The following is a 21,200-nucleotide window of genomic DNA, read 5'->3' on the forward strand; positions in this document are numbered from 1 at the left end:
CCTTCCCTCAACGGACATTTTCTGAACTTCACGTACCCAAGGAAGACAACAATGAGTAAGCAAAGCAACCCTGGCAGACGTCGGCAGATTAGGCTTGGCGCGATTATCCAGGGGCCGGGGGGCAACATGGCTGCCTGGAGGCACAGGGATGCCGTAGCTGACGCCAGCATCAACTACAACTATTGCAAAGCACTGGCGTGCAAGGCAGAAAAAGGCAAATTCGACTTTTTGTTTGTCGCCGACGGACTGTATATCAATGCGAAATCAATACCGCACTTTCTGAACCGCTTCGAACCGCTGACTTTGCTCTCGGGCCTTGCATCGGTTACCTCCCACATCGGACTGGTAGGAACGCTGTCCACATCCTATAGCGATCCTTTCACCGTCGCCCGCCAGTTTTCCAGCCTGGATCATATCAGTGGCGGTCGAGCCGGCTGGAACGTGGTGACTTCGCCTCTCGAAGGGTCGGCAAAGAACTTCTCGCGCACGGAACATCCTGAACATGGAAAACGCTACCATATTGCCGGAGAGTTCCTGCAGGTCACCAAAGGGCTGTGGGATTCCTGGGAGGATGATGCCTTTGTTCGCGACAAGGACTCCGGTGTTTTCTTTGATCCGGAGAAACTGCATACGTTAAGTCACAAGGGCGAGTATTTCTCGGTCGAGGGCCCGTTGAACATCGGGCGTTCGCGGCAAGGGCGTCCAATTGTATTCCAGGCAGGAGCTTCGGAAGACGGCAAGCGGCTCGCAGCTGCGGAAGCCGATGCAATCTATACCCGCCAGGAAACAATCGAACTGGCACGCGAATTCTACCAGGACGTCAAAAAGCAACTCGTTGAACACGGTCGTGACCCGGACGAACTCAAGTTATTCCAGGGAATTAGTGTGATTGTCGGAGACAGCAAGGAGGATGCCGAGCGCAGGTATTGGGAGACCGCCGAGCTCGTGACAATCCAAAATGCCATCGATTATCTCGGTCGCTATTTCGAGCATTATGATTTTTCCCAGCATGATCTGGATGAGCCGTTTCCCGACATCGGCGACCTTGGCAAGAACAGCTTCCGCAGCACGACCGACACGATCAAGAGCAATGCACGCGAGAAAGGTTTGACACTCCGCCAGGTAGCTTTGGAGGCAACCACGCCGCGCCCCACCTTTATTGGAACCGCAACCGACATCGCAAACGGCCTGGAGGAATGGTTCGGGGCCGGTGCCACGGACGGGTTTATCCTGAGGGGTGGAACGCCGACTGCGTTTGACGATTTTGTCGACCAGGTAATTCCCATCTTGCAGGAACGCGGACTGTTTCGCCGGGAGTATGAGGGCGAGACGCTGCGCGAACATTTGGGCCTGGCATTCCCGATAAACCGTTATGCGGCGAAGGTCGAACAGGCAGTCGCCAATATAGGATGAGACGCATCATCGAAGGCGCAATTTCGATGCTGAAAACAGGAGTAGAGATTTGACGACCGTTCACCCACGACGTCTGAAGACTTTGGTCGGCGCTGGCAGTTTTGTATTCGCTCCCGATGATCCGCATCCCGCGACCGGACCTCAGCGGGCAGTAGAGCTCGCACGCAAAGCAGAGGCAGCGAAAATAACCGGCCTGTTCACGGCTGATTTGCTTCATGCCGATCCGGCCGGCCTTTCGGGCATCACGGGAACGCAGGAGCCGATCGTCGCGCTCGCCGCGCTAAGCCAGGTCACCTCGCATATCGGCTTGATTGCAACTGTATCGACCACATACCACCATCCTTACAATCTTGCCCGCATGATCGGCACGCTAGACCATGCAAGTGGTGGCCGTGCGGCCTGGAACGCAGTGACTTCCTCGGTCGGTGAGGAAAACTTCGGCGGCGGGTTGCCTGACCCGGCCAAGCGTTATGCTCGTGCTGCGGAGTTCATCGAAGTTATCAATGCTCTTTTTGATGCCAACGATCCAGACGCAGTGCGGCGTAGTCCAAGTGGGGCGATCAGCGTCGATCCGGGTAAGCTGCATCGTATCGACTACCGCGGGGAGCATTTCGAAGTCCAGGGACCGCTGAATGTGCCGCCACCGCCGCAACGCCGTCCGGTACAGTTCCAGGCGGGCCAGTCCACCGAGGGGGTAACGCTCGGTGCACGCTATGCCGAAGTGGTCTACACCTCACAGCCGACACTGGATGCCGCTCTTGCCTTCGTCGAGGAGTTGCGCCGTCAGGCGCGCGGTTTCGGGCGGGCTGCGCACTTACCCCTGGTCATGAATTCTTTCCACTCGGTGATCGGCGCATCCGAAGCCGACGTTGCCCGGCAACTGCGAGAGAAGCACGAGCGGATCGACTACGAGCAGGGTCGTTTGAAGCTCGCTGATATGCTGGGAGGCAATATCGATCTTTTCGATTTGCCGCTCGATCGGCCCCTACCCGCGCATCTGCTGCCAGATGTCGAGAATGTCAATCGAAGGCGTGGGCGTGCCGAGATATTCCGGCGATATGCACTTCAAGGGCTGAGTTTGCGCCAACTGATTATCGAAGCGCAGGAAACCGGGCACTGGTCCGTCGCCGGCACGCCAGAGCAACTCGTCGATGCCATTGAAGAGCGCTTTCGCGCCGGCGTGCTTGACATTATCTCCCTTCACGGTCTCGGCCAGCCCAAACAGGAGGACTTGCTCCTCAACGGGCTCCTGCCCGAACTGCGGAAGCGCGCCTTGATCGATAACGATTACCTTGGCGGCGATTTCCGCGCCAATCTGGAACTGCAAAAGGTTTAGCCAATCACATGCTCATCTCCGGATAGGCCTCCTTCCAGGACGGTCAAAAACTGGTGGGGATCACCATTTCAAAATTCCAGTTCGGCTTAAGTTGCGAGATTAGCAAATCATTCCTTCTTGGCCGCCGTGTCCCAATTTATTCTTTCGTTTCCCATTTGACGCCGCGACGTGATCGCATGTGCGGTGAACTCACAAGGATAATTCCGATGGTCACGTTTCGATCGCTCATCTTCAGCCTTACCGCCGTTACTTTTTCCCTCCTTTCTGCTGCGTCCAATGCAGCCGAGATTTCCGAATTGCGCATTGACTGGGCGACGTACAATCCGGTGGGCCTTCTTCTCAAGAAGCAAGGGATTCTTGAGAAGGAATTCGAGAAGGACGGGATCAAAATCCGGTGGGTGCAATCTGCCGGTTCCAACAAGGCGCTGGAATTTCTGAATGCCGGGTCCATCGATTTCGGCTCGACAGCCGGTGCGGCAGCGCTTCTTGGCAGGATTAATGGCAACCCTGTCAAATCGGTCTACGTCTATTCTCGTCCCGAATGGACGGCGCTCGTCACGCGTCCCGATACCGGCATCAACACGGTCGCTGATCTCAAGGGCAAGCGTATCGCCGTAACACGCGGCACGGATCCGCATATTTTCCTCGAACGCGCACTTGCCGATGCCGGTCTTACCGAAAAGGACGTCACGCTTGTTCTCCTCCAGCATGCCGACGGCAAGCTGGCACTGCAGCGCGGCGATGTGGATGCCTGGGCCGGGCTCGATCCGCTGATGGCGGCGGCAGAAGTGGAAGACGGGGCAAAACTGTTCTATCGCAAGCCCGAAAACAACAGTTGGGGTGTTCTTAACACCAGCGAGACTTTTGCAACCGAGCATCCTGCCATCGTCAGCCGTGTGATCGCCGCCTATGAGAAGGCCCGCGCAGAGGCGATCGCTCATCCGGATGAATTAAAGGCGGTCCTTATTGAAGCGACCAAACTTCCGGAAAACGTTATCGCCAAACAGATCGAACGTACCGATATCAGCCATTCGCGCATTGGCGGCGAACAGCGCGCTACGATCGTCGCAGCCGGACTTGCTTTGCAGAAAGCTGGGGTCATCGCCGCCGATGTGGACGTAAAGACGACCGCCGACAACCTGATTGATGTCAGTTTCGCCACGGCAAGCCAATAAGCGAAAAGCCTGAGAGCGATGAGCGCAACGGAAATCAGTTTGCCGGAGGCTATGGACGAACAGCGCAGTGCTGCACGTATTCCCAAATCGCGCCTGAAATCCGTCTGGCTTGGCGTTCTTCTGCCGCTGCTGCTGGCACTATTATGGGAGGCCAGCGTGCGAACGGGACTTACGTCCGGGCGGCTGATGCCGCCCCCATCGCGCATCATTACCACACTCTGGAATCTCTGGCAGAGCGGTGAGCTCACGACGCATATTGCCGCGACAACGTTGCGCGTTTTCTCAGGATTTGCACTGGGCGCGATCATAGGGACGTTGTTCGGGGCTCTGACCGGCTATTCCCTGCTCGCACGGCGTCTACTAGACCCGTCGCTGCAGGCACTGCGCGCCATTCCCTCCATTGCCTGGGTGCCCCTGTTCATCCTGTGGCTCGGTATTTTCGAGGAATCGAAGGTCGCCCTGATCGCGGTCGGCGTGTTCTTTCCGGTCTATCTCGGCGTCAGCGGCGCGGTTCTGTCCGTAGACCGCAAGATCGTCGAGGTCGGACGCATCTTCAGGCTGAGCGGCTTTGAATTGGTAAGGCGCATTCTTTTACCGGCCGTACTGCCGAGCTACATCATCGCACTACGTTCCGGCCTTGGACTTGGCTGGATGTTCGTGGTCGCCGCCGAGTTTATGGGCGCATCGGAAGGCCTCGGCTATTTGCTTGTGGATGGCCAGCAACTCGGCAAGCCGGACCAGATTCTCGCCGCGATCATCACCTTTGCCATTATCGGTAAATTGTCCGATAGCCTGCTCGCGGCCATCGCTGCGCCCTTCCTGCGTTGGGAAGACCGCTTCGGTCGGGAGGCCTAAAAATGCTTCAGGTCAACGCCATCGGCAAGATTTATCAGAATGGCGCACGGGCACTCGAAAACGTGACGCTCAACGTTGAGGATGGTGAGATTCTTGCGGTGGTGGGCGGCTCGGGCTGCGGCAAGAGTACGCTGCTGCGGCTTATTTCCGGACTCGACCGCGCCACAACAGGGACAGTCAGCGTCGATGGCGTGACGATCAGCGAGCCGCATCCCTATATCGGCTTGGTCTTTCAGGAACCGCGTCTCCTTCCCTGGCTGAGTGTCGCCGGTAATGTCGGCTTTGGCCTCGATGAACCGGATACGACGCGAAAAGCACAGCGGATCGGCGAAGCACTCGAGAAGGTCGGGCTTTCCCGTTACGGCGCGCGCTGGCCCAAGGAGCTGTCAGGCGGTCAGGCCCAACGCGCAGCGCTTGCCCGAGCACTGGTCACCCGTCCGCGCGTGCTGCTGCTGGACGAACCCTTCTCGGCGCTTGATGCCTTCACCCGCGCCGAATTGCAGGATCATCTGCTGGATCTCTGGAACGAGAGCCGGCCAACCCTCGTGCTTGTCACCCATGACATTGAAGAAGCACTGTTTCTCGCCGATCGCGTTGCGGTCATGCGTCCGCATCCCGGCCGCATCGCCCAGGCATTTGACATTACCTTGCCGCGCCGGCGCGACCGTACTTCACCCGAGTTCGAGGCCGTAAAACGTGACGTCCTTCGCTCGCTCAACTCTACCCTCGCCTTGCACAAGATTGCTTCCTGAAGCCCCATAGGATTGACGATGACCATCGCTGTTTCAGACAAAATCAAGGTTCTCTGGTTTCTACCTACGCATGGCGACAGCCGTTACCTCGGGACCTCGGAGGGAGGCAGAGCCGTTGACCTTCCCTATCTTAAGCAAGTGGCACAAGCGGCCGATACACTCGGTTACTATGGTGTGCTGTTACCGACTGGTCGCAGCTGTGAGGACAGCTGGGTCGTCGCCTCGGCACTCGCACCACTGACCGAGCAATTGCGTTTTCTGGTCGCCGTGCGTCCCGGTCTGCAATCGCCGACGCTGGCGGCGCGCATGACAGCGACCCTCGACCGCATTTCCGAGGGGCGATTGCTGATCAATGTCGTCACCGGCGGTGATCCGGTCGAGAACAAGGGTGACGGCATCTTCCTCTCACATGATGAACGCTATGAGGTAACGCGCGAATTCCTCGATATCTACAAAGCTGTGCTGCGTGGCGAAACGGTGGAATTCACGGGAAAGCATTTCAAAATCGAGGACGGGCGGCTGCTCTTCCCCCCGCATCAGACACCGCACCCGCCCCTCTATTTTGGCGGCTCATCCGAAGCGGCCAACGCTGTTGCCGCTGAACAGATCGACAAGTACCTGACCTGGGGTGAACCGCCTGCGGCAGTGGCGGAAAAGATCAATAGCGTCAATGCTCTGGCTGAGAACGCCGGGCGCAAGGTCAGCTTCGGCATCCGCCTGCATGTTATCGTGCGTGAGACCAATGAAGAGGCTTGGGCCGCGGCCGACAAATTGATCAGCAAGCTTGACGATGACACCATCGCCGCGGCGCAGAAAGTCTTTGCCCGCATGGACTCGGTCGGCCAGTCGCGCATGAGCCAGCTACATGGCGGTCGCCGCGATCAGCTCGAAGTCAGCCCCAATCTCTGGGCCGGTGTCGGGCTGGTTCGGGGCGGCGCGGGAACTGCTCTTGTTGGTGATCCGGCAACGGTGGCAGAACGCATGGACGAGTATCGCCGGATTGGCATCGACACCTTTATCCTCTCCGGTTACCCTCATCTGGAAGAGGCCTATCGTTTCGGTGAGCTGGTGCTTCCAAATTTGCCGCTCGACCATGAAATTCGATCGAGCCCGACGTCAGTCAATATGGGACCCTTTGGCGAAACTGTCGCCGGGGACCATCGCCCGGCAAGCTTGAGGGCAAGCCAATCGTGACAGCAGTCGTCGTTGCGATCATCGGCGGCGGTTTTTCCGGAACCGCCATTGCCTATCATCTGGCGGCACAGACACAGCGCCGCGATATCGAGATTGTCGTCATTGAACCGAGGGAGCGGCCGGGCGGTGGTTTGGCCTATTCAAGCAAGGATCTTGCCCACCGGATTAATGTGCCCGCCGCCAAGATGACGATGATCTCTGCGGAGCCAGAACATTTTACCCGGTGGCTGGCCAAGGACGCGGCGAGTGTCGGGGATGTCCTGGCGAGGACGGCGAAGGGCGATGAATTCCCGCAGCGTTCGGTATTCGGTCGCTATGTTCACAACCATGTCGAACCTTTCCTCGAGACGGGCCGTATTCGGCACGAGCGTGCAACAGCACTGAGCATCAGACCTGTCGGCGAGCGCTATTCGATTGTCCTGACTGGCGAAGGGAATGTGGACGCCGACATTGTTGTCATCGCCACCAGCCATCCGCTCCCCTCCGTACCTGGTGCCTTGCGACCCTTGATTGGCTCGCCTCGCTTTATTGCCGACCCCTATGCCGAGGATACGCTACTCAAGATCGAACAGGATCATGCGGTTCTTGTCATCGGGACAGGCCTTACCGCTGCCGACGTGATCGCCTCTCTCGACAGAAGCGGGCATCGCGGTGACATCGTCGCTCTCTCACGTCACGGTTACCGCTCTCGTGGGCACGCCGCACAAGTCGCTGAGCCATTCGGAAGCTTCGGCAATGACGAAACCGCATCCAGCTTGCTGATATCCGTAAGGCATGTATTGAAAGAGGCGCAAAACCAGGGCTTGGCCTGGCATCCCGTTCTTGATGCCCTGCGCGATCAGGCACCGGCCATCTGGGCTGCATTGCCATCGCACGAACGACGCCGGCTGGTTCGGCATTTGAGGGGGCTTTGGGATGTCCACCGCTTTCGCATCGCCCCACAAGTGGAGGATGTCCTCGATCGCCGCTTGCGTGAAGGCACACTTCAGATTATCGCAGCTTCACTCCATTCAGCGCACGAAACGAGCAGGCGATTCAACGTCTCATATCGACGTCGGTACAAACAGAGCCTTGAAAAGGCGGGCTTCGATGCCATTGTCATCACCACTGGTCCTGCTCACGCAACAATTGCTCAAAGCAATCCGGTGGTCCGGTCGCTGTTCGATCAAGGCCTGCTCGCGTCTGACCCTATCGGGCTCGGCCTTCATACGGCGAAGAGTGGTCAGGCAATTGGCAACAAAGGCGAGATCGCCCGCAATCTCTTTATCGGCGGACCGCTGGCACGTGGTACCTTCGGTGAATTGATGGGCGTGCCGGAAGTCACCCGTTACGCCGAATTCATTGCTGAACGTGTAAAAGAAAGAGCCCTTGAAGCACTCTTGCACGACGTAAAACCGCTCAGCTGTAGAGGCTGACTGTCGGTATTTCGCCGTTCAGCACAAAATTTCCCACCTCCCGCGCCTTGTAGAACACAGGGTCATGCAGCGTATGGGTGCGGACATTGCGCCAGAAGCGGTCGAAGCCGTAACGCGCAGCCGTAGCCCGCGCGCCCATCAATTCGAAAATGCGTGCAGTGATTTCCAACGCGACATGCGTCGCATGCACCTTGGCGTGATAGGCCTCGATTGCTGCCTCACCGCGCTCTTGTGCCGTGACGGAATGACCCTTGGCCAGGGCTGCTTGCACCGAAAGCGTGGCATTCTCAGCAAGGGCGACGGAAGCCTTCAACGTCGCAGAAAATTCGCCAAACCGTTCGAGGATATAAGGATCGTCTGCGGCGCGGCTCACACCGGACGTCTCCCACGGCTTGGTGGTCGTGCGAACATAGTCCAGAGCCTGTGCCAGCGCGCCTTCCGCCGTGCCAAGGTAAAAATTGACAAAAACCAGCTGGATCAGCGGTGTGTTGAACGTGGCAAGAGGCGGCAGCGGCGCATCGGGTGCGGCCAGCGGCACCAGGAAATCCGCTTCCGTCACGATATAATCACGGAATTCCACACTGCCGCTATCGGAGAGCCTCTGGCCAATATTGTCCCAGTCATCCGCCGGAAAATAGCCGTCCCGATCGGTCGGCAGCACCAGACTGGCAACCTCGTTGTCCAGCAGTGCAATGACATTGATACGATCGGAAATCCGTGCGGCGGTGCTGAAGGTCTTGCGGCCATTGAGGCGGTATCCGCCTTCCGCACGGGTAAGCGTCAGCCCGGCATCGCGCGGATTGACCACCGCCCCCCAGTAGTGGCCCTGTTCAACAGTTTCCACCCCGAGCGTATGAGCGGTTGCTTCGTCGGCGGCGATATACGGCACATAGGCGTTGACGTAGTGATAGCCGAGCAGCTGGCCGATGGAGCTTTCGCCACGCGAAATGATGCGCACCAGTCGCAAGCCCTCCGCCCAGTTGAGGCCACCGCCACCGATTTCTTTGGGATGCAATGCCGTCAGCAGTCCTGCCTGCCGCAACGCGTCGATTTCCGCCTTGGGCACGCCAGCCTCTCGGTCACGCTCCGCGCCGGTTCTGGCCAGTTCCGTCGCGATGGCGATGGCGCGGGCAGCAAAGTCTGCATAGGTGGCCGGAGCCGGATGGATGAGTTTCAAGGACGAACGATCGGACATGGGACACCTTTCCAAGAGGAGGATCAGTCGCTGCGGCTGCTCCGGTTGAGAAAGCTCGCGGCAAGGACGATGAAAATGAGAAGACCGGTGCCTACCTGCTGCCAGTAGAAGCTGAGACCGGTCAGAAGCAGGCCATTGGCGACGATGCTGAGCAGCAGAACGCCGAGCACCGTACCCGGCACATTCGGCCGACCCTCGCGGCTGAGTGTCGTGCCGATGAAGGTCGCGCCGATGGCATTCAGCATGAAGGCATTGCCGGAGTTAGGGATATAGACCGAAACGGTCGAAGTCAGGATGATCCCGGCAAGCGCTGCAACAAACCCGCTGATCACGTAGACGAGACCGATGTGACCGGAAATGCGCAGACCAGAATAGCGCGCCACGCTTTGCTGCACGCCTATAGCCAGGACGACCCGGCCAAAGCGCGTGCTGAACAGCAATGTCGATGCCGCAATGATCAGCAATCCGACGATGACGAGGGGTACGGGAATACCGAGGATATGGCCATGGCCAATGAACCCAAAGAGCGGCGGGATACCTGTTTGCGGCAGATAGACAGGATTGCCGCCGTTGGTCAGCAATTGCTGGGCGCTACGGCCAATAAACAATGTGCCAAGCGTCGCGAGAAAGGGGGTGATGCCGACACCGGCAATCAGCAGCGCATTGACAAGCCCGACAATTGCGCCGCTCGCGAGCGCGGCAATGACAGCCAGACCGACAGAATGTCCGGAAAGGACTAGCGACACAAAGGCAAAACTGGCGAAATCCACCGCAGTCCCGACTGACAGATCAATACCACCCGCCGACACGGCAAAGGTCATGGCGACAGCGATGATAGCGAGAAGGGTAAAATTATTGACCAGAATGCTGGCAAGGTTGGCCGAGGTCAGAAAGGTCGATGTGGCAAAGGAGAAGAAGGCAAAGACCCCGGCAAGCGCGATGATCACGGCATAGCGGACCACGCCCTCGCCGAAGGACTTCGGAGTGAACCTGTCTTTGATTGCGGGGTTGGCAACGGTGCTCATCTCAGACTGCTCCCTTGCCATGCTGCAGCGATGTGGCTGCCACAACCAGGAGAATGAGAACTCCCTGAATGCCGCTGACAAGCGTGCTCGAAATGTTGAGAAGCTGGAACCCATTGGTGAGAAACCCCACCAACAGTGTCGAGAGCAAAGTTCCACCAATCGTCGGCACCAGACGGCGCGAGAAGACGACACTAAGCAAAGCGGTGACCACCACCGGCAGCAGCATTTCACCGGCTCCCGTGGTCGAGCCGCTGAGATAGGCGACGGACAGGATCCCCGCGAGACCACCGCAGAGGCCACTGGCAATATAACTGCCGGCAACGATGCGCCTGACCGGCAGCCCAGCCGCCCGCGCCGCCTCCGGAAATTCGCCGACCGCATAGAGCCGCAACCCCAACGGCGTGAACTGCACGACCGCTCCGGCGAGAACCGTAAAGATCACGAGCACATAGGCCAAGACCGGAATATCGAAAGGGCCATAGGAAGACAGCACCGACAGGAAGTCCGTCGAGGCTGAAACCACCGTATTTTGCGTCAGGACCAGTTCCAAGCCAGCAACCACGTTCATCACAGCCAATGTCGCCAGCAGCGGAACGATGCCGAACACAACAACCGCGATCGCATTGACAATACCGATCAAAACACCCGTCGCCAACGCGCCCGGAATGGCCACGCTATCGCCATAGCCTGCTGAAATCAGTGTGGCGTAGACGGCTGCGCTCAGCCCCAGATTGGCTGCGAGCGAAAGGTCAATGCCGCCTTTGACGACGTTGGAGCCCCCGCCAATGATGACAATGGTCAGGCCAATGGCGAGGACACCAAGGATAGCTGACTGGCCAAGCACGTTGCCGATGTTGCCGAGGGTGAAAAAGAACGGTGCGCTGACCGAGAAGAAAGTCAGGACCGCGGCAAAGGCGAGCAGAGAACCGCCACGCAAGGCAAATCCGGCAAGCCACCGGCCGATGCCCTTTGTCGTGTCGCCCCCAGAGCCATAGGCGGGTAAGGTATCGATATCAGACGACATTGCGATGTTCCCCGGAACGTAGATCAAGTGCGCCCGTTGCTTCGGCGAGAATGGCATCCGGCGTCGTTTCCGACGATATGAATTCGCGGGTTACGACACCGCGATAAAGAACGAGGATACGATCGGTTATACCGACCAGTTCAGGCAAATCACTGGAAAGGACGAGGATTGCAGCACCCCGTTCGGCCAGCTTGCCGATCAGATTATAGATTTCAACCTTGGAGCCGATATCGACGCCAACCGTGGGCTCATCGAGAATATAAAGGCTCGACTGCCGGCTAAGCCATTTGGCCAAAGCTACTTTCTGCTGGTTGCCGCCGCTTAGCGTTCGTACCGGCGCAAATCGCCCATTCGTCTTGATCGCAAGCTGTTCGATCAGCCGGTCGACCTCGCTATGTTCCCGGTTGCTCTGCAGAAAGCCGAACCGCGTGAAGCGTTTGAGGCTGGCGAGCGTGGTGTTTTCAGCGACGCTCAACCCCAGCGCCACACCATCGCCGCGCCGGTCTTCCGGCACCAGCGCCAGACGCCGTGCCACGGCCGCCGCCGGGGAGCGCGGGCGGCCGTTTTCGCCCTCAATGACGATCTCCCCTGAATCCGCTGCTTCCAGGCCGAAAAGAACCCGCACCAGATCCTTGGCACCCGACCCGAGAAGACCGGTCAAACCGACGATCTCCCCTTCCCGCATGTTCAATGAGACATTGCGGAATTTACCCGCCTTGGTCAGCGCGTTGGTGGTGAGGGCCGGCTTGCCGATCGTGGCAGCAGTTTTCGGGAACATCTCTTCAATGTCGCGCGCGACCATCAGCGAGGCGATCTTTGCCGCCGACGTTGTGCGCGGATCGACGGTCGAAACGTCCTTGCCATTGCGCAGGATCGTTGCGCGGTCGCACAGCGCCTCGATTTCATTGAGATAGTGCGAGATATAAATGATGGTGATGCCATCCGCGCGCAGCCGCCGGATCAGGTCAAACAGGATATCCGCCTCGCGCCGTACCAAAGCTGCGGTTGGTTCGTCAAAGACCAGAATGGATGGCTTGTCGAGCAATGCGCGGGTAATCTGTACGATCTGCTTTTGCGCAGTTGTCAATTCACTGATGAGCGCATTGGCCGGAAGCTTCAGGCCGAAATACTTGTCGAGGATCTTTTCCGCCTGTCTGCGGATAGCCCGCCGGTCGAGGAACGGCAGACCGGCAAGCCGCGGTTCGCGTCCGAGAAACAGCGCCTCGCCCACAGTAAAGCTCGGTACCAGCAGACGGTCCTGATGAATGAAGTGAATACCAAGCTTCTCCACATCATGGGCCGTCAGCCGTTCATGCGTGACACCGTCGATCTCGATCGTCCCCTCATCCGGCTGATAGAGACCGGCAAGAATCTTGATGAGTGTGGACTTTCCAGCACCATTCTGCCCGATCAAGCCGTGAACTGTTCCGCGTTCCACCTCGAGCGTTGCGCCAGATAAAGCCTGCACTCCATTGAAATGCTTCACTAACTGCCGCAGGGCCAAAGCCAGATTTCCAGTCTCCGTCGCGGAACTCATGCGCCTGTCCCTGCCCGTTTTACCGTCAACCGAGCCTCAAGGTCTTGGTGACTTCCTCGATGTTCTTCTTGTTGGCGATCAACGCCGGAATATAGGTCTCCCGTGGCAACTTCTGCCCAGCCAGATAGCGGGCCACGTTGCGGATTGCGGTGCGACCGATCTCTTCCGGCTGCTGGGCCGCGTTACCGGCAGCAGGCGAATTCGGATCCCTTAACAACTGCAGGACTTCCGGGCTGCCGTCGACGCCATAGGTGGTGATCTCGGTGCGTCCGGCCGCCACGAGTGCTTGTGTCGCGCCGAGCTGAGGCACGTCCCAGGCAGACCAGATCGCCTTGATCGATCCCTTTTCCGGATATTTGTTGAGGATTGCAGTGATCTGGCTGAATGCGTCCTGAACCGTGTTCGGGATCACGTCACGCAATTCGGGTTCGATGATTTTCACATCGGGATAATATTTGATCACCGCCTTCAACTGATCATAGCGGATGGCACAAGGCACCACACCATAAAAGCCGTTGAACACGACAATATTGCCTGCACCGCCAATGTCGGAGACGAGCTGAAGCGCGAGATCTGAACCGATGCGCCAGTTGTCGGATGTGGTGTTGTTGATCGAATTGGGCGTCCCGACATCGATTGTGAAGACCGGAATTTTCGCGTCCTTTGCCCGCTTCAGCCATGGATCGACGACGGTGAGCGTTCCAAGCAACTGCACCAAGGCATCAGGCTTCTGCGCGATCAATGTCTGCAACTGCGAAACCAGCTTGGTATCGTTGCGCTGGGCATCAACAGCAATCGCCTCGCCGCCCAGCTTCTTCACTTCATCGATCTGGGCATTGTAGGCGGTCAGGTCGAAATGATGGTCGGTGCCTGTGGCGCTGATGGCAACGCGCTTGCCCTTGAGCGAAGGGATTTCCTCTTCCGCCGCCGCATTTGCAGTGGCTGCCAGCAATCCCGCGTTGGCGGCGGCAAATGTAGCGCCCGCGGCCAGACTTGCCTTTAGCAAATTGCGCCTGCCAATTCCCCTATTCTCACCCATTATTCTCTCCTGACAGCTGTTGCATCGTCACTCCGATGCCCGAAATCCGCACTCAGGGTAGTTACTCTACTCGTTTAATCGAGATTAAACTTTCCTCTGCTGCAGGGTCGGGGGAAAAACGGTCCTCATTTTGCCGCGCGTTTCACAAGGACATTCCCGGCAAAGCACGCGACCTCGAAGATTCGACCGCCGTTTACGGAATATCGCGAGCATCTTGTTCGGCTGACCCCCTCGCCTTTTGCGCAATCTGCCCGATTTATAGAAATTAATTTCTTCCAACTTCTATCCGATCAAAGAAGACTCTCCCACGCGCTTTCCTCATCCGATACCCAATCGAGACACCAAGAGAAAAACCTATGACGAGTGCCTCCATTCAGCCAGTTGAACCGGGCAATGAACCGCCCGTTACCACGCAACAGGCGCATCGGATCGCGAACGATCGAGGGGCGATCGAGACGGCGAAGCGGCTGGCAGAAGAGTTTGTCAAAGGCGCTTCCGCACGGGATCGCGAGCGCCAATTGCCCCATGCGGAACTCGAAGCCCTGTCGCAATCGGGCCTGCTTGCCATCACGGTTCCAAGGGAATTCGGTGGTATTGACGTGAAGGCTGCGACGCTGGCAGAGGTGACGGCAATCCTTTCCGAAGCCGACGCGTCGATCGGGCAAATCCCGCAGAACCATTTCTATATTCTCGAAGCCTTGCGTATTGATGGAACTCGGGACCAGCAGGCTTTCTTCTTTGACCGCGCGCTTCAGGGCGACCGCTTCGGCAATGCACTTTCAGAAAAAGGCACCAAGACCGTTGCCCACTATAACACACGTATTGTGCCGGACGGCTCACGCTATCGCATCAATGGCCGCAAGTTCTACTCCACCGGTGTGCTCTTTGCCGATTGGGTCGTGATTTTCGCCAATGACCACGAAGAGCGTATTACAATGTCATTTGTGCCGCGTGACACGCCGGGTCTGACGCTTGTCGATGACTGGTCTGGATTTGGACAACGCACTACCGGCAGTGGGACCACTATCATCGCCGATGTGATTGTTGAAGCGCACGCTGTGGTTCAGCACCACAAGGGTTTTGACCGCCCATCGACTATTGGTTCGGTCGGCCAGATCATCCATGCTGGTGTCGATCTTGGTATTGCCCGCGCTGCTCTTAAAGAGACAATAGATTTTGTCCGCACCAAATCACGCCCCTGGATGGACAGCGGCGTCGAGCGCGCCTCCGAAGACCCCCACACCATCGGCAGGATCGGCGATCTCGCCATCCGCATCGATGCCGCAACAGCACTACTCGCACGCTCAGGCGACCTCGTTGACACCGCAAAGGCCGATCCCAGTGAGGAGAATGTCATTGCCGCTTCGCTCTCCGTTGCGGGTGCCAAGGTGCTGACGACCGAAGCCGCCTTGCAGGCAACGAATGTCCTGTTCGAACTGGCCGGCACCAGTTCCACCCATACCAACCTCAACCTCGACCGCCACTGGCGCAATGCCCGCACCCATACGCTGCATGATCCTGTTCGCTGGAAGTACCACGTGGTCGGCAATTACCTTTTGAATGATGTGGCACCGCCCCGCCACGGTGCCCTTTGACCGGAGCCATGTAGCATGACCAGAGAAATCCGCCTCAACGCCTTCGACATGAATTGTGTTGGCCATCAATCGCCGGGACTGTGGCGTCACCCGCGCGATCAGGCATGGACCTATAAAGATCTTGACTACTGGGTGAACCTCGCCAAGACGCTCGAACGCGGCAAATTTGACGGCCTGTTCATAGCGGATGTCCTCGGCATCTATGACGTCCTCAACGGGAGCAAGGACGCCGCCATTCGTCACTCGACCCAGGTGCCGGTCAATGACCCGCTGCAGCTGGTTCCGGCCATGGCCTATGCGACCGAGCATCTTGGCTTCGGTCTCACGGCTTCGCTCTCATTCGAGCATCCGTACACGTTCGCCCGGCGGCTTTCGACACTCGATCACCTGACCAGGGGGCGAGCCGGCTGGAACATCGTCACCTCCTACCTTGAAAGCGGAGCACGTAATATCGGCCAGAGCAATCAGGCCCGGCATGACGATCGCTATGATGTCGCCGAGGAATACTTGCAGGTCTGCTACAAGCTCTGGGAGGGCAGCTGGGAAGACGGTGCGGTTCAACGCGACCGCGTGAGCGGCATTTTCACCGATCCGGCCAAGGTCCACGAAATCCACCATGAAGGCAAATATTTCAGCGTGCCTGGCATCCACCTATGTGAGCCCTCGCCGCAGCGCACGCCGGTGCTCTATCAGGCAGGTGCTTCCAAGCGTGGTAAGGATTTCGCCGGGCAAAACGCTGAATGCGTCTTTGTCGCCGCTCCATCAAAGTCGGTCTTGAAGAAATATGTGGCCAATGTGCGCCAGGCAGCAGCGGAGGCTGGACGCAACCCGCGCGATATTCTGACCTTCAATCTGCAGACGGTTATCCTTGGCGAGACCGACGCCGAGGCGAAGGCAAAGTTCGATGAATACCGCAAATATGTCTCCTATGAAGGAGCCCTTGCCCTGATTTCGGGTTGGACGGGTATTGATTTCGGCCAGTTTGCTCCGGATGAAACGTTACGCCACCGCTATACAGACGCCGTGCAGTCGGCTGTCGAGACATTCACCACCGTTGATCCAGACAAGGCGTGGACGGTACGCGAAATGGCCGATTGGGTTGGCATTGGCGGGTTCGGGCCGGTCTTCGTCGGCTCGCCTTCAACGGTCGCCGATCTCCTGCAGGAATGGATCGAGGATACCGATGTCGATGGCTTCAATCTAGCCTATGCGGTGACACCGGAAACGTTCGAGGATGTGGTCAATTTGCTGGTACCGGAGTTGCAGAAGCGCGGCGTCTACAAGAATGACTATCGCAGCGGCACTTTGCGCGAAAAGCTGTTCGGTGCCGGCCCGCGTCTGCAAGCACCTCATCCCGGTGCCAATTACCGGAATCTCCGGGATCATGGATCTCAAGTGGCCGCATAGAAAGCTTGCCGGGGCTGTGCGCGACATCGGCCCCGGATTGCCTGGCTTGGTTCCAGAGAAAACTGCGTTGCTGACCCTGGAACCGAGCACCATAGCGATTGCGAAAATCTAAAACAGCTTGGCAGGGATCCAATCTGCCGTCACAGCATCACTTGTGCTGAAGGATGGTAGCTTCGCAGCCAGGTCTTCAATTGTCTTGACCCCCGCCTCACGCAACGCAGTCTGGGTCAAGAGTACAGGTTTGACGACAATCTGCAGCGGCACATCGGCACCAGCGACCTTCAGAGCAACAGCGCGGATCGAGACGGCTCCGACAACAGCCGGATTGGTTGCGGCCGTTGCAACCCAAGGGCTGCCGTCCTCAGTGATCTCCTGTATATCAGCCGTCGACACATCGGCCGAATAGATCTTGACCTTGTCCGCGATACCGAGATCACGAGCCGCAAGTTTCACGCCGCGGGCGAATTCATCGTAAGGCGCAAAAACCACCTTGATGTCGCGATTGGCAGTGAATGCCGCTTTGGCCTGATCCGAAGTGCTGGTAGCCGTCGTATCGCTGACAACGCCGAACCGCGCCTTTTCTACGACAGCCGGGTTTTCCGATTTGAACTTCTCCCAGGTTTCATTGCGACGGTCGAGCGGAGCGAAACCCGCGACGTAGACATATCCGGCTTTGAAGCTGCCGCCATTGTCCTTGACAGCCTGTTCAAGTGCGAGGCGTGCCAATTCGTGATCACTCTGCTCAACCTGCGGTACTGCGGGATTATTGAGATTTACATCGAAGGCAACCACCTTGATCCCCGCATCGACAGCCTGTTGGACAACGTCGCCAATAGACTCTGGCAAACCGTGATCAATGACGATTCCTTTTACGCCGAGATTGATAGCCTGCTGAATCTGTTCTCGCTGTTCGGCAGCATTCTGCTTGCCGGGGAATATGCGAAGATCAATCCCGAGTTGGTTTGCCTGGGCCTTAGCGCCGGCCTGATAGGATTGAAAGAAATCGCCAGCCGAGATGTAGGAGATCAGAGCGATTTTCACGCCACCTTTATCAAAGGGCGAGGGTGCTCCCTCAATGCCGGCAGCTCCGGCGCTGCCGAGCAGTCCCAGGAACATCGCGCCTGCAGCTACGCCAAGTCGGTTCAGATGTTGCATGATCTCATTCCTTCCAGACAGACACTGATCGATTGTGGCGGCGAACGCTGTCTCAAGTTCCCTCGCCTCATCAAGATATCGGCTGTGGTTTCCTTGTATAATCATGCAGTTCCAATTTTGAGACGCCGCCGACAAACGGCGTTCTCCAGGCGGAGCATTATTGGAACGAAATAACGCAGGCCGACTGCGGCATCGGGGCGCGCGGACATAACTTTGAAACGCTGTTGGCGCGGCTTCCTATTCAATCGCATCACTCAGGTACAATCTTGCATCGCGATATGAATATTTGAAATCTGGTTCTCTGGTCCGCGCTATCCGGCAGACCCTGGATGTGGGACATTCCAGAGGTCTTTTGGATGATGACTTTCGTGGTCGTCGAACGGATCTCATCAATGCCATGCCACTCTTGCAGGTCGATAAACTTTCGCGCTCCTTCGGGGCCACACGCGCTTTGGCTGATGCCGATCTTCAAACCTCTGAAGGCGAAATCGTCGCTTTGATGGGGGCAAACGGTGCGGGCAAATCCACCTTGGTCAACATATTGTCGGGTGTGTTTCCTGCCGATGAGGGAACCATCCGCTTCAAGGGAGCGGTGTTTGCACCGCAGTCACCCGCGGAGGCAGTGCATGCAGGAATCGTAACCGTTCACCAATCTCTGGATCGCGTCGGCGCGCCCGGACTGACAGTTGCCGATGCGCTGCTCCTCAACCAGTATGCCAACCGTTCAGAGCCATTCTTCCTGACAAGGTCGCGAGTAAAACGCCGAGCTCAGGCCATTCTTGACGCAGTCGGATTCGACCTGCCACTCGATCACGACTTTGCCGATCTGCCTGCTGCCGATCGCCAACTGGTCGCCATCGCACGAGCGCTTGCCAATAAGGCTTCCCTCCTTATTCTGGATGAGCCTACTGCCAGTCTCTCAGGACAAGAGTCGAGGCGTCTCTATGACATTCTTTTGCGGCTCAAGGCGAAAGGACTGTCCATCCTCTATATTTCGCACCGGATTGCCGATCTGGAGGCGCTGGCCGACCGGGCGGCGGTGATGCGTAGCGGCAGGGTTGCGGGCGTTTTCGAACGACCCATTCCTTTCGACCAGGCTATAGAAACGATGATTGGCCGTAAACTTTCCGCCGCTCGACCGGATGCGCGCGCGGCGCAGGGCGTACCCGTTTTTACAATGCACGACGCGCAGCTCCTACCGGGCGCTGAACCGTTCGACCTGTCCGTGCACCAAGGAGAAGTCGTTGCGATTACTGGCGCTCTCGGTGCTGGGAAGAGCAGGCTTTTGTCCACCATTTTTGGATTACATTCTCTCACACGGGGCCAGATGTATCTTGAGAGCCAGCCCTATGCACCTACGAGCCCGGGCAACGCCATCGCGGCTGGCGTCGCCATGGCTGCTGAAGACCGTCACCAATCGTCGCTCATGCCGCCCGATTGGCCAGGCAGCGCGCTCGCTGAAACGCTCAGTTTGCCGCATCTTGCGAAATGGTACCCCCGCGTATTTCTTTTTGGCAAACGCGAACGGCAAGAAGCCGAAAGCGCAATTACCCGCCTGCGTATAAAGGCATCTGGACCGTTTGCGCCAATCTCTACGCTCTCGGGTGGTAATCAGCAAAAGGTCGTTCTGGCCCGCTGGGAAGCCGAACCGGGCAAACTACTGCTGCTCGATGAGCCCTTTCAAGGAGTGGATATCGGCGCACGAAGCGACATTATTCGGGCAATCCGCAGCCGGACAGACCGGGCAATCCTGATCGCCACATCCGACCCCGAAGAAGCCTTCGAAGTTGCCGACCGTGTCCTTTTCATTGACCGTCACAGCCTGAAATCATCGCTGGTTGCTGACACAACCCATCACACTTTAGAGGAACTGCCCTCATGACAAGTTTCAACGAGGACACGCACCCTCTTCCCTCCAATATAAGCGAGTTATCTGCAAGGCAGGATTCTCTCGCCCGCACGTTACAAAATGCGGCACAAAAGGGGGCAATCTTTATCTTGCTTGCGATGCTGGTCGTCGGCTTCTCGGCCGCGCAACCGGCATTTATCAATGTCGTCAATCTGATGAGTATTCTGCAGGCAGTTTCTGTTGTGGCTATTCTCGGCGCGGGTGTCACGATCACGCTCGCCGTTGGCGGCTTCGATCTATCGATCGGTGCTGTTGCCGCATCAAGTGTCATGGCGGCAAGCTATTCCATGATTGTCTGGGGATTTGGGGTTTATGCAACTCTCCCGATTGTGCTGGCCTTCGGTGCTGCAGTGGGCCTCGCCAATGCTGTGCTCATCGTCAGGCTGCGTGTACCTGATCTTCTGGCGACACTGGCGATGATGTTTCTGCTGACGGGATTGCAGCTCATTCCGACGGCGGGACGTTCCATTTCATCCGGACTGATCCTGCCGAACGGGACGACATCCACCGGTGCTTATGATCCCCATTTCCTGCTGATTGGCCGGTACAGTCTTTTCGGTACAATCCCCATCCCGGTCATCATCATGATCATTGCTGCAATCATGCTTTTCGTACTGACCGAGAACACTCGCGTCGGAAGACTGCTCTTCGCAACAGGCGGCAATGAAGTCGCTACCCGACTGGCCGGCGCTTCCACAGCTCGTCTCAAGACAATGGCCTATGTCATCTCGGGAACGTTGGCATCGCTTGGCGGCATTATAATTGCTGCTCGTGTCGGGCGTGGCGATGTGTCATCAGGCGCATCGCTATTGATGGATTCGGTCGCCGCCGCTCTCATCGGCTTTGCAGTGCTGGGGCTGCGCCGTCCCAATGTTTTCGGTACCGTTGTCGGCGCAATATTTGTCGGGATATTGCTGAACGGACTGACCATGCTCAACATCCCATATTACACCCAGGATTTCGTCAAAGGCGTCGTACTGGTAGGCGCTTTGGCCCTTACCTATGGCCTTGGCCGAAGCCGGCCCTGAGGGTGCTGTGCTACTCGTGGCCTACTTGACGACGAAGTATGCACGCGGAGAAAAATAGTGAACAACACGTAGACGAAATCGCCAAAACAGCGGAAGGAGAAAGCCGTTTGTTTGAGGCGATAGCGGCAGCGGGTCGACAGGCGTAT

17 protein-coding genes are annotated in these 21,200 nt (G+C 57.7%); 11 read left to right on the top strand and 6 right to left on the bottom strand.

Annotated features, from left to right (window positions below; translation table 11 throughout):
* Positions 1 to 51: 51 nt before the first annotated feature.
* From CU103_RS09300 to CU103_RS09330, 7 genes are all read left to right on the top strand, one after another.
* Positions 52 to 1,413 carry an LLM class flavin-dependent oxidoreductase gene (locus CU103_RS09300; RefSeq protein WP_106663620.1) on the top strand — a complete coding sequence of 454 codons (1,362 nt, stop codon included), beginning with the start codon at positions 52 to 54 and terminating at the stop codon, positions 1,411 to 1,413.
* 49 nt (positions 1,414 to 1,462) lie between these two features.
* On the top strand, positions 1,463 to 2,749 hold the full coding sequence (locus tag CU103_RS09305) for an NtaA/DmoA family FMN-dependent monooxygenase (RefSeq protein ID WP_106663621.1): 1,287 nt from the start codon (positions 1,463 to 1,465) through the stop codon (positions 2,747 to 2,749).
* Positions 2,750 to 2,955: 206 nt separating this feature from the next.
* Positions 2,956 to 3,924 carry an aliphatic sulfonate ABC transporter substrate-binding protein gene (locus tag CU103_RS09310; RefSeq protein ID WP_106663622.1) on the top strand — a complete coding sequence of 323 codons (969 nt, stop codon included), beginning with the start codon at positions 2,956 to 2,958 and terminating at the stop codon, positions 3,922 to 3,924.
* Positions 3,925 to 3,975: 51 nt separating this feature from the next.
* Complete coding sequence (locus CU103_RS09315) at positions 3,976 to 4,779, top strand: ABC transporter permease (RefSeq protein ID WP_245448712.1); 804 nt, start codon at positions 3,976 to 3,978, stop codon at positions 4,777 to 4,779.
* Positions 4,780 to 4,781: 2 nt separating this feature from the next.
* The gene (locus CU103_RS09320; protein ID WP_106663624.1) at positions 4,782 to 5,531 is read left to right on the top strand and encodes an ABC transporter ATP-binding protein; all 750 of its coding nucleotides are present in this window, start codon (positions 4,782 to 4,784) and stop codon (positions 5,529 to 5,531) included.
* A gap of 18 nt (positions 5,532 to 5,549) precedes the next feature.
* Positions 5,550 to 6,725 (top strand): FMNH2-dependent alkanesulfonate monooxygenase, encoded by a 1,176-nt coding sequence (gene ssuD / locus CU103_RS09325; protein ID WP_106663625.1) that lies wholly within the window; start codon positions 5,550 to 5,552, stop codon positions 6,723 to 6,725.
* Complete coding sequence (locus CU103_RS09330) at positions 6,722 to 8,140, top strand: FAD/NAD(P)-binding protein (RefSeq protein WP_170117007.1); 1,419 nt, start codon at positions 6,722 to 6,724, stop codon at positions 8,138 to 8,140. Before ssuD ends, CU103_RS09330 begins: the two co-directional genes overlap by 4 nt.
* Here the strand turns inward: CU103_RS09330 and CU103_RS09335 are convergent.
* The 5 genes from CU103_RS09335 to CU103_RS09355 are packed head-to-tail and all read right to left on the bottom strand — an operon-like array spanning position 8,124 to position 13,960.
* Entirely contained in the window at positions 8,124 to 9,335 is a 1,212-nt protein-coding gene (locus tag CU103_RS09335; RefSeq protein ID WP_106663627.1) for an acyl-CoA dehydrogenase family protein, read from the bottom strand. The two genes, CU103_RS09330 and CU103_RS09335, sit on opposite strands and share 17 nt — an antisense overlap.
* Before the next feature lie 23 nt (positions 9,336 to 9,358).
* The gene (locus CU103_RS09340) at positions 9,359 to 10,360 is read right to left on the bottom strand and encodes an ABC transporter permease (protein ID WP_106663628.1); all 1,002 of its coding nucleotides are present in this window, start codon (positions 10,358 to 10,360) and stop codon (positions 9,359 to 9,361) included.
* A 1-nt stretch (position 10,361) separates the two neighbouring features.
* Complete coding sequence (locus CU103_RS09345) at positions 10,362 to 11,384, bottom strand: ABC transporter permease (RefSeq protein WP_106663629.1); 1,023 nt, start codon at positions 11,382 to 11,384, stop codon at positions 10,362 to 10,364.
* Positions 11,374 to 12,921, bottom strand: coding sequence for a sugar ABC transporter ATP-binding protein (locus tag CU103_RS09350; protein WP_106663630.1), 1,548 nt, complete (start codon positions 12,919 to 12,921; stop codon positions 11,374 to 11,376). Before CU103_RS09350 ends, CU103_RS09345 begins: the two co-directional genes overlap by 11 nt.
* A gap of 25 nt (positions 12,922 to 12,946) precedes the next feature.
* On the bottom strand, positions 12,947 to 13,960 hold the full coding sequence (locus tag CU103_RS09355) for a sugar ABC transporter substrate-binding protein (RefSeq protein ID WP_106663631.1): 1,014 nt from the start codon (positions 13,958 to 13,960) through the stop codon (positions 12,947 to 12,949).
* A gap of 356 nt (positions 13,961 to 14,316) precedes the next feature.
* Here CU103_RS09355 and CU103_RS09360 point away from each other — a divergent pair, with 356 nt between their 5' ends.
* Positions 14,317 to 15,555: an SfnB family sulfur acquisition oxidoreductase gene (locus tag CU103_RS09360; protein ID WP_106663632.1), complete on the top strand. Its 1,239-nt coding sequence runs from the start codon at positions 14,317 to 14,319 to the stop codon at positions 15,553 to 15,555.
* Between the two features lie 15 nt (positions 15,556 to 15,570).
* Positions 15,571 to 16,962 (top strand): LLM class flavin-dependent oxidoreductase, encoded by a 1,392-nt coding sequence (locus CU103_RS09365; protein WP_106663633.1) that lies wholly within the window; start codon positions 15,571 to 15,573, stop codon positions 16,960 to 16,962.
* A gap of 108 nt (positions 16,963 to 17,070) precedes the next feature.
* Here the strand turns inward: CU103_RS09365 and CU103_RS09370 are convergent, their stop codons facing one another.
* The gene (locus CU103_RS09370; protein ID WP_106663926.1) at positions 17,071 to 18,117 is read right to left on the bottom strand and encodes a substrate-binding domain-containing protein; all 1,047 of its coding nucleotides are present in this window, start codon (positions 18,115 to 18,117) and stop codon (positions 17,071 to 17,073) included.
* Between the two features lie 397 nt (positions 18,118 to 18,514).
* On the opposite strand from CU103_RS09370, the gene CU103_RS09375 reads away from it, so the two are divergent.
* A complete protein-coding gene (locus CU103_RS09375; RefSeq protein WP_106663927.1) occupies positions 18,515 to 19,999 on the top strand; it encodes a sugar ABC transporter ATP-binding protein in 1,485 nt (494 codons plus the stop codon).
* A complete protein-coding gene (locus CU103_RS09380) occupies positions 19,996 to 21,054 on the top strand; it encodes an ABC transporter permease (RefSeq protein ID WP_106663634.1) in 1,059 nt (352 codons plus the stop codon). The genes CU103_RS09375 and CU103_RS09380 overlap by 4 nt, the downstream gene beginning before the upstream one ends.
* The last annotated feature ends 146 nt before the right edge of the window (positions 21,055 to 21,200 follow it).

Source organism: Phyllobacterium sophorae, from assembly GCF_003010965.1.
In the GTDB taxonomy this organism is placed as follows: Bacteria; Pseudomonadota; Alphaproteobacteria; order Rhizobiales; family Rhizobiaceae; genus Phyllobacterium; species Phyllobacterium sophorae.

What these genes read in the sequence shown, in the direction of transcription:
- CU103_RS09300 (WP_106663620.1), top strand. Translation starts at nt 52, where the DNA reads ATGAGTAAGCAAAGCAACCCTGGCAGACGTCGGCAGATTAGGCTTGGC.
- CU103_RS09310 (WP_106663622.1), top strand. Translation starts at nt 2,956, where the DNA reads ATGGTCACGTTTCGATCGCTCATCTTCAGCCTTACCGCCGTTACTTTT.
- CU103_RS09315 (WP_245448712.1), top strand. Translation starts at nt 3,976, where the DNA reads ATGGACGAACAGCGCAGTGCTGCACGTATTCCCAAATCGCGCCTGAAA.
- CU103_RS09320 (WP_106663624.1), top strand. Translation starts at nt 4,782, where the DNA reads ATGCTTCAGGTCAACGCCATCGGCAAGATTTATCAGAATGGCGCACGG.
- ssuD (WP_106663625.1), top strand. Translation starts at nt 5,550, where the DNA reads ATGACCATCGCTGTTTCAGACAAAATCAAGGTTCTCTGGTTTCTACCT.
- CU103_RS09335 (WP_106663627.1), bottom strand. Translation starts at nt 9,335, where the DNA reads ATGTCCGATCGTTCGTCCTTGAAACTCATCCATCCGGCTCCGGCCACC.
- CU103_RS09340 (WP_106663628.1), bottom strand. Translation starts at nt 10,360, where the DNA reads ATGAGCACCGTTGCCAACCCCGCAATCAAAGACAGGTTCACTCCGAAG.
- CU103_RS09345 (WP_106663629.1), bottom strand. Translation starts at nt 11,384, where the DNA reads ATGTCGTCTGATATCGATACCTTACCCGCCTATGGCTCTGGGGGCGAC.
- CU103_RS09350 (WP_106663630.1), bottom strand. Translation starts at nt 12,921, where the DNA reads ATGAGTTCCGCGACGGAGACTGGAAATCTGGCTTTGGCCCTGCGGCAG.
- CU103_RS09355 (WP_106663631.1), bottom strand. Translation starts at nt 13,960, where the DNA reads ATGGGTGAGAATAGGGGAATTGGCAGGCGCAATTTGCTAAAGGCAAGT.
- CU103_RS09360 (WP_106663632.1), top strand. Translation starts at nt 14,317, where the DNA reads ATGACGAGTGCCTCCATTCAGCCAGTTGAACCGGGCAATGAACCGCCC.
- CU103_RS09365 (WP_106663633.1), top strand. Translation starts at nt 15,571, where the DNA reads ATGACCAGAGAAATCCGCCTCAACGCCTTCGACATGAATTGTGTTGGC.
- CU103_RS09370 (WP_106663926.1), bottom strand. Translation starts at nt 18,117, where the DNA reads ATGCAACATCTGAACCGACTTGGCGTAGCTGCAGGCGCGATGTTCCTG.
- CU103_RS09375 (WP_106663927.1), top strand. Translation starts at nt 18,515, where the DNA reads ATGCCACTCTTGCAGGTCGATAAACTTTCGCGCTCCTTCGGGGCCACA.
- CU103_RS09380 (WP_106663634.1), top strand. Translation starts at nt 19,996, where the DNA reads ATGACAAGTTTCAACGAGGACACGCACCCTCTTCCCTCCAATATAAGC.